The sequence below is a fragment of the Bordetella sp. H567 genome (assembly GCF_001704295.1).
GTDB lineage: Bacteria > Pseudomonadota > Gammaproteobacteria > Burkholderiales > Burkholderiaceae_B > Bordetella_C.
On record NZ_CP012334.1, the window covers coordinates 4,261,265 to 4,275,457 of the forward strand.

General features: G+C 63.8%; 13 protein-coding genes. 6 read left to right on the top strand and 7 right to left on the bottom strand.

Annotated elements, in window-relative coordinates; translation table 11 throughout:
- Positions 1-43 precede the first annotated feature (43 nt).
- From AKI39_RS19170 to AKI39_RS19185, 4 genes are all read left to right on the top strand, one after another.
- Positions 44-1,678, top strand: coding sequence for a hypothetical protein (locus AKI39_RS19170; RefSeq protein WP_083228932.1), 1,635 nt, complete (start codon positions 44-46; stop codon positions 1,676-1,678).
- Positions 1,679-1,885: 207 nt separating this feature from the next.
- Entirely contained in the window at positions 1,886-2,692 is an 807-nt protein-coding gene (locus AKI39_RS19175) for an SDR family NAD(P)-dependent oxidoreductase (protein WP_066639630.1), read from the top strand.
- Between the two features lie 18 nt (positions 2,693-2,710).
- On the top strand, positions 2,711-3,391 hold the full coding sequence (locus AKI39_RS19180) for a haloacid dehalogenase type II (RefSeq protein ID WP_066639632.1): 681 nt from the start codon (positions 2,711-2,713) through the stop codon (positions 3,389-3,391).
- Positions 3,392-3,546: 155 nt separating this feature from the next.
- Positions 3,547-3,750 (top strand): cold-shock protein, encoded by a 204-nt coding sequence (locus AKI39_RS19185; protein ID WP_066639647.1) that lies wholly within the window; start codon positions 3,547-3,549, stop codon positions 3,748-3,750.
- 90 nt (positions 3,751-3,840) lie between these two features.
- Here the strand turns inward: AKI39_RS19185 and AKI39_RS19190 are convergent, their stop codons facing one another.
- Entirely contained in the window at positions 3,841-4,791 is a 951-nt protein-coding gene (locus tag AKI39_RS19190) for a tripartite tricarboxylate transporter substrate binding protein (protein WP_235610845.1), read from the bottom strand.
- Positions 4,792-4,944: 153 nt separating this feature from the next.
- On the opposite strand from AKI39_RS19190, the gene AKI39_RS19195 reads away from it, so the two are divergent.
- Together AKI39_RS19195 and AKI39_RS25575 are read left to right on the top strand one after the other, a co-directional pair.
- The gene (locus tag AKI39_RS19195; protein ID WP_066639649.1) at positions 4,945-6,231 is read left to right on the top strand and encodes an MFS transporter; all 1,287 of its coding nucleotides are present in this window, start codon (positions 4,945-4,947) and stop codon (positions 6,229-6,231) included.
- Between the two features lie 171 nt (positions 6,232-6,402).
- Positions 6,403-6,750: a hypothetical protein gene (locus AKI39_RS25575; protein WP_066643345.1), complete on the top strand. Its 348-nt coding sequence runs from the start codon at positions 6,403-6,405 to the stop codon at positions 6,748-6,750.
- A gap of 21 nt (positions 6,751-6,771) precedes the next feature.
- On the opposite strand, the gene AKI39_RS19205 is transcribed toward AKI39_RS25575, so the two are convergent.
- From AKI39_RS19205 to AKI39_RS19230, 6 genes are all read right to left on the bottom strand, one after another.
- Positions 6,772-7,965 (bottom strand): polysaccharide lyase family 1 protein, encoded by a 1,194-nt coding sequence (locus AKI39_RS19205; RefSeq protein WP_083228933.1) that lies wholly within the window; start codon positions 7,963-7,965, stop codon positions 6,772-6,774.
- A gap of 5 nt (positions 7,966-7,970) precedes the next feature.
- Entirely contained in the window at positions 7,971-9,026 is a 1,056-nt protein-coding gene (locus AKI39_RS19210) for an SDR family oxidoreductase (protein WP_066643348.1), read from the bottom strand.
- A gap of 46 nt (positions 9,027-9,072) precedes the next feature.
- A complete protein-coding gene (locus tag AKI39_RS19215; protein WP_066639654.1) occupies positions 9,073-10,977 on the bottom strand; it encodes a CDC27 family protein in 1,905 nt (634 codons plus the stop codon).
- Positions 10,970-12,028, bottom strand: a complete 1,059-nt coding sequence (locus AKI39_RS19220; RefSeq protein WP_066643365.1) for a sugar ABC transporter — start codon at positions 12,026-12,028, stop codon at positions 10,970-10,972. The genes AKI39_RS19215 and AKI39_RS19220 overlap by 8 nt, the downstream gene beginning before the upstream one ends.
- Before the next feature lie 94 nt (positions 12,029-12,122).
- Positions 12,123-12,842 carry an ATPase gene (locus AKI39_RS19225; protein ID WP_066643351.1) on the bottom strand — a complete coding sequence of 240 codons (720 nt, stop codon included), beginning with the start codon at positions 12,840-12,842 and terminating at the stop codon, positions 12,123-12,125.
- An 8-nt stretch (positions 12,843-12,850) separates the two neighbouring features.
- On the bottom strand, positions 12,851-14,191 hold the full coding sequence (locus AKI39_RS19230; RefSeq protein WP_066639656.1) for an ABC transporter permease: 1,341 nt from the start codon (positions 14,189-14,191) through the stop codon (positions 12,851-12,853).
- Positions 14,192-14,193 lie beyond the last annotated feature (2 nt).

Genomic DNA, 14,193 nt, shown 5'->3' on the forward strand with positions numbered 1-14,193 from the left:
ATGGCCTCGCCAGGCCGACCTTGCCCGATCGCGAACCGAGACCATGCAAAGCCTGCTCCCATTGACGACTGTGCCCGCCCTGCCACACCCCGCGGCGTCCGCTGCCGGCACCGGTGGTACGGCCACGCCCGCCACCGGACCGGCCGCGCCGGCGTCCTCGGCCAGCGTCACGCTGACCGACGCGCAAGCCGCGCTGCTGAGCCAGACCTACACCCCCAGCGGAACCCTGCCGCCTTCCGCGCCGGTGTGGGAAAAGCAGCCGAACGATGCCATCAGCGCGCTGATGGCCGACAACTACGCCTCGACCACGCTGGCCGACCGCTTCCATGGCCTGGGCGCCGCGGCACTGCAAGGACTGCTGGCCGGCGGCGATTATTCGCAATCCGTCATGTTGCGGTCCCCGGGATCCGGCGCCGACGGCTCGACCTCCAACCTGGATCAAATCCGGCAGACGCAACTGCATACGCTCGCCGACAACCAGGTCACCCTGGACATCAAGACCGCCGGCGGCGCCACCGTCCATCTGTCGCTGACCAGCCAGGCCGGCGGGTTGGGCGTGCAGGTCGAGGTCACCGGCGGCACGCTCTCCGATGCGGAGCGCTCGGCCCTTGCCGGATTGACCGACGCCTTCCAGGGCGCGATCGACGGCCTGACCGGCGTACCGCCCAAGCTGGCGCTGGACGGCTTGACGCAATTCGACTCGAAAGTGCTTACATCCGTGAGCCTGCAAGCCAGCTTCAAGCTGGCCAACGGCAGCGTGCAGACGCTGGCTTTCCAGGCGGACAGCCAGCGCCGTAGCGTCGCCTACACCGGCACCGCCGGAACGGTGAACGTCGAGGTCGACCTCTCCAATCCCGCGTTGATCGGCAGTGCCAGCCAGCAATCGCGCGCCCTGGCCGCCTATCTGCAGCAATTCGATCAGGCGCAGGGCCGCGGCAGGGGCGACGCCGCCCTGATGACCATGTTCAAGGATGCATTCACAACCTTGAACAGCCACTATGGCCCGGACGTCGCCCATTCCGGATCCGTCGCCGGCCCGGTGATGCCGCTGAGCGATACGGACCGCGCCATGCTGACCGGCCTGGCCGATTTCAGCGCCTCGGTCCAGGCAAGCGACCAGCCGTCGCCCAACCCCATGCGTCCGGAAGAACGGGACACCTTCTCCTACCAGATGTCGCAGCAGACAACCGTGCGGGGACGCGGCGCCGCCGATCGCGCCATCGAACAATCCCAACAGTCGCGCCTGAGCGCCAGCTATCACCAGTCGCTTTATCCCGATACCGCGCTGAACCTGACCACCGACGCGACCTCGCAGAACTACTACTACAACAAGATCGACGATACGGCCAGCAGCGTGGCCAGCATCGGGTACAAGGATGGCAGGCTCGTCAAGGCGTCCCTGGTGCAGTCCACCCGCCAGTCCACCGAAATCAAGAAGTACCTCGCCGGCAAACTGGAGGAAGACCTGAACACGCCGTCCTCCGTCTCCCGCGACTGGGACCTGGTGGGCCTGATTCAGGGCAGCCAGCCCAGGGAAGATGGCTCGGCCACCGAGCAGGAGCTGGGCCGCTGGCGCAATACGCTGTCCGCCATCGGAAATCTGGCGCTGATGAAAGCCGACCCCACGCAACTGCGCGGCGCGTACCTGGTGGGCGCGAAGGAACTGAACACGCGCTAATGCCGTCGTGCAGGGGTGGACCGCCTGTGTGCGTGCCACCCTACTCCCACGGCTTGACAGCATCTCCACCTGCCGGCCGCCGCCCCCGCATCCTCTCGCTGTCCCTTCCCTTTGCCCGTGCATGATGCCATGCTGGCTTGAAGTTTTAGAACAAGTGATCCAAAATCTCTTCCAACGTCGACGCGACGCCATCTCACAGGACGCGACATGGAAGTTCAAGGCAAACGCATATTGATCACCGGCGGATCCAGCGGCATCGGCCTGGAAACGGCGCGTGCATTGGCGGGTAAAGGCGCCAAGGTATTCATCGTCGGTCGTCGTGGCAAGGTGGTGGCGCAGGCCGTCGCGGCGTTACGCGGCGCCGGCGGTCAAGCCGAAGGGACGGACGCGGACGTCACCACGCCGGAAGGCCGCACGCGGGCATTGGTCGGGGCGCGGACATGGCTAGGCGGGCTGGATATCCTCATCAACAACGCCGGCGGCGTGCGCGCGGGCCGCTTGGAAGACACGCCGGAAGCCGATATACGCCAGATGGTGGAGGTCAACCTCTTGTCCCCCATCCTGCTCGCACGCGCCGCCTTGCCGGACTTGCGCGCCGCCGGCGATGGCATGATCGTGAACGTCGCGTCCGGCATCGCACTGGTGGGCGTACCGTTCTATACCACCTACGCTGCCGTCAAGGCGGGCATCTCCCACTTCGGCGAGGCGCTGCGCCGGGAGCTGAAAGGTGAAGGCGTGCATGTGCTGACCATCTATCCCGCCGCGACGGACACGCCCATGATGACGTCCTCCCACGCGGGACCGGACCTGGGCTTCGTCCGCGAGCCGGCGTCGGCGGTCGCACAGGCTATCGTCGAGGGCATCGAGACCGCGGCTTTCCAGGTGATCCGCGGCGGCGAAACGCGACTGGCCATGATCGCCCAGAACCGCTCGGATCCGGCCGCCCTGGACGCGCGCTTCCTGGGACTCAAGCCCAAGCTGGCCGAAGCCGTCAAGGATCATTCCGCCCTTTGACCACGACAGGGAAACGCCATGCCGCGCACCGAAGCTGTCGTCTTCGATCTATACGGAACGCTGTACGACGTGCATTCGGTCGCGCGGGAATGCGACGCCTGCCATCCCGGCCGCGGCATGGAATTCAGCATGCTGTGGCGCCAGAAGCAACTGGAATACACGTGGCTGCGCAGTCTGATGGGGCAATACATCCCGTTCGAACAAGCCACGCGGGATGCCCTGGTCTATACCTGCCGCGCGCTGAAGGTGGACCCGGATCCGGCGACCCTCGCATCGCTATGCGATGCGTATCTTAAGCTGGCGCCTTACCCGGACGTTCCGGATGTGCTGCGTCGCCTGAACGCATTGGGGTTGCCGTTGGCGATCCTGTCCAATGGTTCGGTGTTCTCGATCGCCAGCGTGGTGGATGCGTCTGGCCTGAGATCGCACTTCTCCCACTTGCTCAGCGTCGAAGCGGTCCGCGTCTACAAGCCGGATTTCCGAGTGTACCGGTTGGCCTGCGAGCAGCTCGGCGTGCCGGCGGACAGGATCCTGTTCGTGTCCTCCAACGCCTGGGATGCCGCCGGGGCATATCATTTTGGCTTTGATGCATGCTGGGTAAACCGCGACGGCAGGACCTTCGACGAATTGGGTGCCGCGCCCCGGGTAATCGGCGGGTTGGACGAGCTGCCCGTCCTGTCGGCCAAAAATAAACCTTGACTTTCCTATATGCCTGCCCTCATAGTACCAGTAGATCCTCAAGTGTTGTGATTCCGTTCGGGTGTGCGTTCCACGTAGTACGCCATCATTGTCCATGTCCTACCTTGATCATCTCTCTCTTTCGGACGTGCGTCCGTATCTCATCAAGGAACATCATGGAAACTGGCATCGTCAAGTGGTTCAACTCGGAAAAAGGCTTTGGTTTCATCATGCCGGACTCGGGCGGTAAGGACCTCTTCGCGCATTTCTCCGAAATTCAGGGCAGCGGCCACCGCTCCCTGCAGGAAAACCAGCGCGTGAGCTATATCGCCGGTCAGGGTGCCAAGGGCCCCCAAGCCACCAAGATCACGCCGCTGTAAATGCCTGGTGGGCTGTGTCACCACAGCCCGCAAAGCCAGCAAACAAGCCCTCTTCGGAGGGCTTGTTGCTTTTTCAGGCCGTCCGCCGGATCAGTTGGTCACGATGTTGTTCGCCTTGACGACTTCCGTCCAGCGACGGATCTCGGCGTCGATGAAATCGGCGAACTGCTTAGGCGAGCTGCCCACCGGCACCAGGCCCAGCTTGCCCAGCTGGGTTTTTACATCGTCGCGGGCCAGCACGGCCTGCACGGCGGCATGCAGCTTTTCCACCACATCGGCCGGCGTGCGCGCCGGCACCAGGAAGCCGTTCCACTCTTCCACGGCGAAGCCCTTGATGCCGGACTCGGCGACAGTCGGTACATTGGGCAACTCGGACATGCGCTGCGGCGAGGTCACCGCCAGCGCCTTGAGCTGGCCGCCGGTGATGTAGCCCAGACTGGAGGCCGCGTTGGCAAAGTACGTGTTCACCTGGCCGCTGATCACGTCGACCAGCGCCGGCGCCCCGCCCTTGTAGGGAATGTGCACGATGTCGATGCCGGTATCCTTCTTCAGCAGCTCCCCCGCCATCTGGGCCAGGCTGCCCGGTCCGTAGGACGCGAACGTGTACTTACCGGGTTCGGCCTTCGCGGCCTTGATGAAGTCGCCCAGCGAATTGAAGGGCGAATTCTTGGCCACCACCATGATGTTGGGCACACGTACGGCCTGCGAGACCGGGATGAAATCCTTCCTGGCGTCATAGGGCAGCTTGCGCAACGCCGGATTGATGGCGAATGCCGAGGCGTCGTACAGCACCGTATAGCCGTCCGGCGACGAACGCGCCACCAAGGCCGCTCCGATGGAACCGCTGGCGCCGCTCTTGTTGTCGATGACGATCGCCTGGCCTAGTTGCTCGCTCAAGGCCTTGGCGATGATGCGCGCCGCGTTGTCGGCCCCGCCCCCGGCCGCGTAGGGAACCACCAGGGTGATGGTCTGGCTGGGATAGCCGGCCGCCAGCACCGGCGCGCCGGCCAGCACGGCGCAGAGGGCCAGGCTGGCCTTCATCAAATTACGTCGAATCGTCATGTCTACCTCTACTCCCACTCGGGATGGAAAATCTTGGGGGGTTGTCGTTATAGCGGATTGCACTGCGTCCAGGCAAAACATACCGCGCAGCGCGGTGCGCCGGCTTTATGGCTACAATGCGTCCTCCTTACCATGTCCACTTCCCCCACCTCTTCCGCACCGCTGCTTACCCCAGGCAGGGAACGCACCCTGCTGTGGCTCCTGGCCCTGACCCAGTTCACCATCGTCGTGGACTTCATGGTGATGATGCCGCTGGGTCCGCAGATCATGCAGGCCTTCACGATCAGCCCTGCGGCCTTCGCGGCCGCTGTCTCCGCTTATTCCTGGTGTGCGGGCATTTCGGGCCTGCTGGCGGCCACCTACATCGACCGCTTCGATCGCCGCAAGATGCTGCTGGCGGTCTACGCCCTATTCGCGCTGTCCAACCTGGTCTGTGCGCTGGCCACCAGCTACCACGCCCTGCTGCTGTCCCGCGCCTTCGCCGGCCTGACCGGCGGCGTGCTGGGATCGCTGGTGCTGGCCATCATTGGCGACGTCATCCCGGCGCAGCGCCGGGGCACGGCCATGGGCGTGGTCATGACCTCGTTCTCGCTGGCCGCCGTGGCCGGGGTACCGCTGGGCGTGGTGCTGGGCGCGCACTTCGGCTGGAGCTCACCCTTCTTCGAACTGGTACTGCTGTCGGCCGTGATCTGGGCCGGCGTCTGGAAGGTGGTGCCTACCCTGAAGGCACATATCCGCGTTCCGCCCGTGCCGCTGTCGCGCACGCTGCCCGACCTGTGGTCCCTGATACGCGAACCCGCGCACTTGCGGGGCTATGCGCTGACGGCGCTCGTCATGGGCGCGCACATGATGATCGTGCCCTTCATCTCGCCCGCCTTCGTCGGCAACCTGGGCGTGCAGCCGGAAGATATCTCGCTGATCTACATGGCCGGCGGCTTTGCCACCTTCTTCAGTTCGCGCACGGTCGGGCGGCTGGCGGACCGCTTCGGCACTCGCAAGGTATTCTGCGCGGCAGCGCTGGCCTCGGTGCCGCCGGTGTTGTTCATCACGCACCTGCCGCAACTGCCGTTGTGGGCCTTGATCGTCTTCTTTCCGTTCTTCCTGGTGACCGCGAACTCGCGGATGATCCCGGTCCAGGCGCTGCTGACGACGGTACCGGAACCCCACCGGCGCGGCGCGTTCATGAGCGTGAATTCAGCGGTCCAGCAGATCGCCACGGGCACAGGCGCATGGATTGGCGGCTTGATGCTGACCACCTCCCCAACCGGCCGCATCTCGGGTTACGGCATCAACGGCTGGCTCTGCTGTGCGGGTATCGTTTTCGCGATGTGGTGGTCGGGAAAGGTGCGGTCCCATGCCGTGGACGCACCGCCGGCCGGCGGGCGAGCGCTGGCGTCGGACGCGGCGATAGACGCGTAGGCATGCATGGCGCCAAGGGGCGCCATCATCGGGGCGGGCTCCGCGGCCTTTGCCGTGCCCGGAATCGACCCGATTCATTCGATCGCGCTATCCATAAGAAGCTTGGAACGACCGTCCACGATGCTTACGATAGGAGAGCCCCCCTCGGGGCCCCGATTCGAGGAGCGAACCATGGATACCAGCCGCCTAGTCGCAATCGCTTTACTGGCCACCACCACCCTGATCAGCGCCGAGTCCAGCGTAGCGGGGGACAACGATCCCCCTCATTCGTCCGGCGCGGGCTGGCGGCATCCGATGATGGGCGCCGGCCCTGCCATGGACCGGGAGGCCGCGGGACACGGGATGTCCGGCTGTCCCATGGGCCCCATGGGGTTCGCGGCGCTGCCGCCGGGCAACGAGAAGATCGCGATGGAGATGCATGGCGAAATGATGAAGGCGATGGGGGAAATCCTGCTCAAATACGCCGACAAGATAGAAACCCCTCCCGCCATGCCTCCCTCGGCCTCACCGGGGAAATAGGGCGCCGCCCCTGCATTACCGTTACGAGGGACACCCCGATCCGCTGTGCCGGGCGACGGCCGGGAATTCCCCGAGCGTATTGCCCGCCTGCCTGCGGATTGTTTCCGCCAGATCCGGCGTCGGATGCTGATAACCGTAGCAGTACGGAGGGGCCGGCACCTGCTCGGGACGGTAGTCCTGCAGCACGGGTTTCGCGTCGCCCAGGTAAAGATTGTCCTTCAAGCGCAAAAATGCCTTGAACTCCTGCTTGTAGCCATACTGACCCTTTGATTTCTCGTAGTTGCGACGATCGGAATCGCCGTTGTCCAGCGCGCTTTTCTTGGGGGCATCCTGGATATAGCGGCAGTAGTTCACGTTGATGCCCTCGACCGTCGGAAAGAACTCGGGCTCCACACACTTGCGCTGCGATACGTTGCTGAACATGTTTCCTTCGACCAGCGCACGCGCCTCCAGGCTGAAACTCATGCCGTAGAAATCCCAGTTCTCCAAGAGGTTGTTGAACAGGTGGAACGTCCCGAATTGCGCCCTTGGATTGCGTTGCACCGTATTCAGGAAATAGTTGTGGTGCAGGGTCACCCGCGCGATGGAATCCCGGCCGTAGTTCTGGAAAAGGTTTTTCGACGTTATGTTGTTGAGCAACATGACCTTGTCGGAATCATGAAATTTCGTCCACGAAACCGTGACGTCGGTCGAACCGTTCTTCACATTGAGCAGCCGATCAGAGAATCGCGACAGATCGAGATGGTCCACCCAGACATCCTGACTGCCATTGGCCACATTCACGGCCTGGGTGAGCCGGCTGAATCGCCCGTCTATCGTCAGATGCGTGAGGATGACGTTCCTGCTGCCGTATATCCCCAACCCATCGTCGATCAAGGTGATGTGCTTGCCCCGTCCATCGATCGTGATGTTCGATGGCACGCGGATCTGCGACGCCAGCACGATGGTCATGTCGGACGCAAAGCGGATCCACGTGGGCCCTTGGGCATGCTTGAGCGCCGCGCGCAATGTTCCCGGCCCCGCGTCCTTGTCGGATGTGACCTCGACGAACCGACCGCCGAGGCCGCCCGTGGCCTTTGCGCCGTAGCCTTCGCGTTGTTGCAGGAGTGACGAGACACTCGGACAATGCTCGTCCGCGATATTGCAGGAATCGCTCGCGGCGGCCACGCCGCCATACACCACCGCCAGGGCAAGAAGCCAGCGCATCATATCCATCTCCTTCAGGCCGACACCGGGGCAGTGAGAAAGGCGATATACCACGGCAGCGCTTCTTCCATCCCGCGCCGCAGATCCACCAGCGGAACGTACCCGATGCCGGTCTTCGCCTTGGATACGTCGGCTTGCGAATGCCGCACGTCGCCCTCACGAAACGGCTTGTATGCCGGCGACAGCACATACTCGAAACCATGCGGCACCAAGCCGTCGCGAATGATGCCGAAAAGGTCGTTGAGCGTCGTGCGTCCCCCGACGGCGACGTTATACACCTGGCTTGCGCCAGCCTCCTGGCGCAATGCCGCGCGCAGGTTCGCTTGCACGACATTGCCCACGAAGCAGAAATCGCGGCTGGTTTCACCGTCGCCGTTAATCTGGACGGGCCCGCCCTCGATGATGGAGGAAATCCATTTCGGGATCACGGCCGCATAGGCGCCGTTCGGGTCCTGGCGCGGCCCGAAGACATTGAAGTAGCGCAGGCCCGTGGAGGAGAATCCGTAGGTGCGACAAAACACATCGGCATAGATCTCATCGAAAAGCTTGGTGGCTGCATAGGGGGACAAGGGTTTACCGATACGGTCCTCGCGCTTGGGCAGATTGGGTTCGTCGCCGTAGGTGGAACTGGATGCGGCATAGACGAAGCCCCGGATGGACGCCCGCCGCGCCGCGTCCAGCATATTCAGGAATCCCGACACATTGACCTCATGCGTCGTCAACGGGTCCTTCACCGAGCGCGGAACGGAGCCCAGCGCCGCCTGATGCAGCACGTAGTCGACTTGCGCGACGGCCCGTTCGCACGCAGCCATGTCCCGGATGTCCGCCTCGTGCATCGTGAAGCGCGACCAGCAGCTGTCTCCGACATTCTTGCGGACCTCCTCCAGGTTGCGCCGGTGTCCCGTCGAGAAATTGTCCAAGCCGTGCACGTCCTGCCCGAGGAGCAGCAAGGTTTCCACGAGATTGGAGCCGATGAAGCCGGCGGCGCCGGTCACCAGCCAGCGGCGGCGCTGCGCGCGCAATTCATCGCGAAGCTCACGCTGCGTCTTGTCGCGCAGCCAAGAGGGCATTGCCATATCCCGTTCGGGTTTGGTCGATTTCATCAGATCTACACTCCTATTGCTGCGCGGAACGATCCGCAGGCTTTACATGGCGCCAGATTCCCCCGCTCAAGCGCAGGTTTTCCGGAGGGCCGGCCAGGTGCTCCCTGAGCCGTTCGAAGTAGGCGCGCTGCCATCGCAGCGAATACGCGTCGGCGTCCTCGCCCGGTTCGACCGCGGGCAGCATTTCCAGGGTGAAGGCGACGCGGCCGTTCTCCCACCGAGGGGCGTAGAAAACCGAAGGCACGCCCAGGCGGTGCGCCATATGGGAAGCAAAACTCGAATACGTCACTTCCTGCCCTTCGAAGGTGGTTCGCGGCGCAGCCGGATTCGCCGCACCATCAATGGCCAGACACAGCACGTAGCCCGATCCGAGCGCACGCAGGCAGGCCTTGGCGACCTGGGCTTCGGTCTGGTCGGCGGTGGATATCAAGGCCGCGGAGTAGCTGGCCCGGGCGATGTTCGGCGCGGTCGCGAGCCAGCGCGACGGGATGCCGACCAGTTCCAAGGCCATCAGCCCGGCATACATGGGACCGACGTGGGCCGTGGCCACCACGACGCCTCGCCCGGATGCAAGCAAGGGCGCGAAGAAACGCTCGCCGGCATCAAGATCGCCCAGCACCTGCATTGCCTCCTCGACCCGCTCCTCGCGGCATTCGATCCAATCGAACAGGAGGTGATCCACCAGATGGCCCCAGCGGGCCGCGCGCTCCCATTGCGCGCGATCGATATCGGGACCACGGCGCAGCGACCACGCCCAATCGAGGCGCGCCTGGGGTATTGGCGCGGTGTCGAGCCGTTCCTCCAGTTCGGCCAAGGCCTGCTGGAAGGTGTCGGGAAGCCGCGCGTCCCGTTTCGACAAGTATTGGCGATATAGCGCTTCAGCTTCCTGCTTGCGGCCTGCCTGGGAAAGCGCCGCGATGGCGGATCGCTGCCAGAGCAGCTTTTCGGGGGATTTATCCAGCACATGCAGCAGCTGATCGGCGGCCTCGGCGTACTGCTGCGAATAGCGCAACGCGCGCGCGTAGAGTATTCGGGTCTGCTCCAGTTCCGGTGCAAGATCGGTGGCCTGCTTGAGCGGCGCGACCGCGTCCTTGTAACGTCCGCCGCGCAGCAAGGTTTCGCCGTAAAGCGACAGCACTCTCACGTCCGACGGCGACATCTTCAAGGCGGCCTCGAAATGCGCCAGGGCATGCACCTTGCGATCCTCTTCCGACCCCCGCTGAAGATGCGACATGCCCAGGTAGGTACGCAAGCTGGTGCAATCGTGCCCGGCGCGCAATGCCGCGTCGCCAAGGCGGATCGCGGCCTCCGCCCGACAATCCTCGAACAAGGCACGCACGGCCATTGCCGCCACGCGCTCGCTAGGCAGTTTGTCCACGTCCAGGACCGCCGCCATGCGCGCCGCGTCGGCCGTATCCCCATTGCGGATGAATGCCAACATCCAGAAATGCGCCTGCCCGGGTTCGCTTGCCACCGTGTCGGCGGTCGCGCGAGCGATGGCCGCGGCATCCGACACCTGCCCGGCCTGCAGCCGCAATTGGATACGCGCGGCATGCAGCGCCACCGCATCCGGCTCGATCCCGGCAGCGGCATCCGCCTGGGCGATGGCCCGTTCCCACTGCTCCGTTCGTCCCAGCAGGCTGGCGAGCAAGCGCCGATCTTCGACGCGGGATGGATAGGCCTGCACGAGCACCTCGAGCGCGGCGATTGCCGGTGCGAACGCGCCCTCTCGCACGAAAGGAGAAACCAGCAATCGCCGGACATCCCGCCCGCCATCGGCGGCTCGGACCAGTGCCGCATCCAAACTGGCCATCTCGCATGCCGGGTCCGCCGCGGATCGGATACTGCCGATGACGTCGAGCAGCCGGGTGGTGGCCTCGCGCGACGTGCCGTGACGATCTATCGTCATATCAACCATGACGCAGCCCCCTTAACAAAGCCAAGGCAACGCGAACGATGAACATCAGCACGAAACCGATGGCCAGCGCCTCCAATAGCAGCGTCCTCAGGCGCGGGCTGCTGGGCCGGTCCGTGGGAACCGGTTGCGCGATGATGGACAAATACCGCTGCAAGCGCAGGGCGTCCACCATGGCTTGCTGATACGACTGCTGTGCCAAGGTCAGATTGGAATCCGCGAAAGCCTGGGCATTCCTGAGCGCTTCGTATGATTTGAGTTGCCGCGCTTCCGTATTGCCCTCGCCACTGAGGCGATGGCGTACTGCCACGATCCTTTTCTGCAAGGCGGCGACCTGCATCTGGGCAGGCTTGAGCATGGGATGGTCCTTGTTGCCCAGCGCGCGGATCTTGTCAAGACTGATCTGGGCGTTACTGAGTTCTCCTTCAAGCTGGCCGGAGAGATTCAGCAGCATCGCGACAGAAGCGGTGGGGTCGATATTGCCGTGGGACGTCCGCCAGGCGGTCAGCGCATCCCTGGCCTCGAGCGCCTTCTGCTCCGCAAGCCTGACCGACTCCTGGCTGACCTTCAGCTTGTCGGACACGCCCTTCTCGTTCAACCGGCTCACGAAGTCTTCCGCCAGGCCGATCAGCGCCTTGGACAGGATCGCCGCGTCATCGGGGGAAAACGCGCTGACGCGCAGCACGTCGATCTGCTCCAGCACGTTGAAAGACACTTTGACCGACGCCTGGTAGGCGCGGTACAGATCGTCCTCGCTGGCGTCTTCATCAAGGCGATTGGCCGGGTCCAACCCGTCATGGACCAGGTACCGGCGCAATCCCACTTTCTGGTCGAGCTGCCGCATGCAGTCGCGCGATTTCAGGAAATCGCTGACCGCCCATCCGTCCACGAATCCGCCAAGCATCCCCGACATGCTCCCCGTGGTCAGCAAACTGGCCGCGCCGGCGCCCGGCGCCTGCTGCCCGGAGCCCGACTGCACGAAGAATCGCGACTCCGCTTCATACCGGGGGGTAGCGACCGAAAGCGCATAGACCAGCGCGAACGCGACCGGCATGACCACGATGACCGCGTTGATCCAGCGGTGACGGCGGCGCTCGCGCAAGGCCGCCTGCCGGTCCCGGACGCGGCGCTCAATCTCGGACCCGCTATCAGAGGCCAAGCTGGCTGTCTCCGAAACCGCTTCCGAAGGCGTCTTCGCCTGCGCTGCCCGATTCGCTTCTGGATCGTCGGGGCGGGAACTTGCGGATGCACTGGTCGAGGTCATCTTCGATTCTGAGCGTGCTTCCTTCATACACTAAGCCTTTGAAGCAATAGTCCGCCATCTGGTTCTGGCGATAACTGGAGAAAACGAGCGTCCGGCCAACCAGCCGCTCTTCGAACAGCGCCAGCCACAGACGGGTGAAGCGGCAGGGCTCGAAAGGAATGGCGCCTTCGATCACATAGACATCGAAGGCAGGCGCCAGCGCGAGCGCAAACGAGAATTCCTGCCGTGCGTATAGCGGCCAATGCTCCATGGGCAGGGCCAGGCATTTCGGATCGCTGATGAGATCCGCGACGAGTTCGACCGTGGCATCCGCGTCGATCTCGTACATTTCACACACGAACTCGATCATGCGCAGGCCGTTGGCCTTGCCGCGGATGAAGCCTTGCCGGCCGATGGCCCAGGAGACGCTGCCATCGTGCGTGACAAAACCATAGGAGGGCGGACGAAGGCGACACAACACATCGATGATCTGTCGATGCAGTTCCGGCGCGGGCGACAGCAGCGCGTAGCGTCCGACGGGGATGTCGAGATCGACGTTGGCAAGCAGCGGCTGCCGCTTTCCGAATGCATAAGGTTCGTCGGTCACGCCGTTCAGATGGATCATCACGGTGCTCACATCGGCTGGATATTGCTGCGGGCCAAACGCTCGGCCGCAAGGGCGACAACCGCCAGGAAAACCAGCGAAGTCAGGAAATAGCTCAAGCTCGCATCCTGCGACGTGTAGCTATTGAAGTAGGCCGAGCGCAGGAGTTGCATGCCATGCGCGAACGGCGACCATAGGATGAAGGACTGGAACTGCTCTGGCAGCTGCTCCGAAACAAAGAACACTCCCGAAACTATCTGCAGAAACCGTTCGATCACCGGCGCGAGCCTGAGGAAAAAATGCCAGCCCGTCGCGATCGAGCCGAACAGCACGCCCATGGCCGCACCGCAGCAACCCATCAGCACGACATAGGCCATGAATCCCACCCAGCTCTCGGGCAGCGTGATCAGCCCCAATGCGCTACCGGCGCTGATCAACACGACGAACACCCCGACATACACCGAGACATAGATAAAGGCCTGCACCAGCGCGCCCATGAGCGGCGTGACCCCTTGGAAGTTCAGCATTCCACGGGCCGACACGTAGCTGGTGCTGCTCCTGAAGATGATCTGCCGGAACATGATCCAGGTCGTCGCTCCCAACAAGGAGAACGTCGGCACATCCATGCCGAGGATGTAATGCGTTCCCATCACGATATACAAGGACGAAATCAGCGTAAGCAATACCACGGGCCCCACCAGCGCCCATAGCAACGCGATCCGGCTCTCCCCATGCATCACGTGCAACTGATAGATGAACATGGGCAACAGGGTGCGCAAGCGCGGCCGCCCCTCGTCGACATCGCGCGGACGATACCCATCGTGCAATGCGCGCAAGCGTTCGCGCAGGATTGCCAGATCCCCCGCCTCTTCCCGCGAAAGTTCGATCTGCAGCGCAATGTCGTTGCGCGAGGCATGGCGGCGCGCGTTTTGCGCCTCTTCGAGCTTGCGCCGTTGCGCCCGGCGTGCGTGCGCCGCGCCCAGGCGCTCGTCTTCCTCCACCAGCCTGGCCGGCAAGTATCCCGGCGCGAACACATCGACACCCGCGCGGATGTCCAGTTCGACCAGCCGCACGATAATGCGCAGGCGCCGACGGGGGAAATCAGCAACGGTCTCGGCATGGCCACTACGCTCGATCTCTCCTTCCAGCTCCGACTGTATGGCGTCATAGACCGCCCGCCGTGCCGCCACCGTATCGTGCGGCTGGCCCAGCAGCCGCGCAAGCAGGGGCTTGAGCAAGGCGGCAGGCGAAGTTTTAACGTCGAACAGCGCGGTCGGATCCAGGCGCCATGCGGCGACACCGGAACCTACCGCGTAGTTTCCACCCTGCCGGCGCGCGCGCCAGCCTTTGATACGATCCTCGTTGCTCATCG